The sequence below is a fragment of the Clostridium folliculivorans genome, from assembly GCF_024341905.1.
Lineage (GTDB): Bacteria > Bacillota > Clostridia > Clostridiales > Clostridiaceae > Clostridium_AR > Clostridium_AR folliculivorans.
The window spans coordinates 1-254 of record NZ_BQXY01000050.1; the positions used below are offsets into that span (position 1 = coordinate 1).

A 254-nucleotide genomic window follows, 5' to 3' on the forward strand; every position below is an offset into this window, starting at 1 on the left:
ATGCGCCCAAAAATATGATTAATGGTGACTCCTAGGGGAATCGAACCCCTGTTACCACCGTGAAAGGGTGGTGTCTTGACCGCTTGACCAAGGAGCCAAATATTTTGTTTTTAGTGGAGCTGGCAATAGGAATCGAACCTACAACCTGCTGATTACAAGTCAGCTGCTCTACCGTTGAGCCATGCCAGCATTTAAAATGGCGACTCAGAAGGGGCTCGAACCCTCGACCTCCGGCGTGACAGGCCGGCACTCTA

At 50.8% G+C, this 254-nt stretch carries 2 tRNA genes; both read right to left on the reverse strand.

Annotated elements, in window-relative coordinates:
• Positions 1–22: 22 nt before the first annotated feature.
• Positions 23–97 (reverse strand) — tRNA-Glu (locus OCU55_RS23850).
• A 17-nt stretch (positions 98–114) separates the two neighbouring features.
• Positions 115–189, reverse strand: a tRNA-Thr gene (locus tag OCU55_RS23855).
• Positions 190–254: the final 65 nt, after the last annotated feature.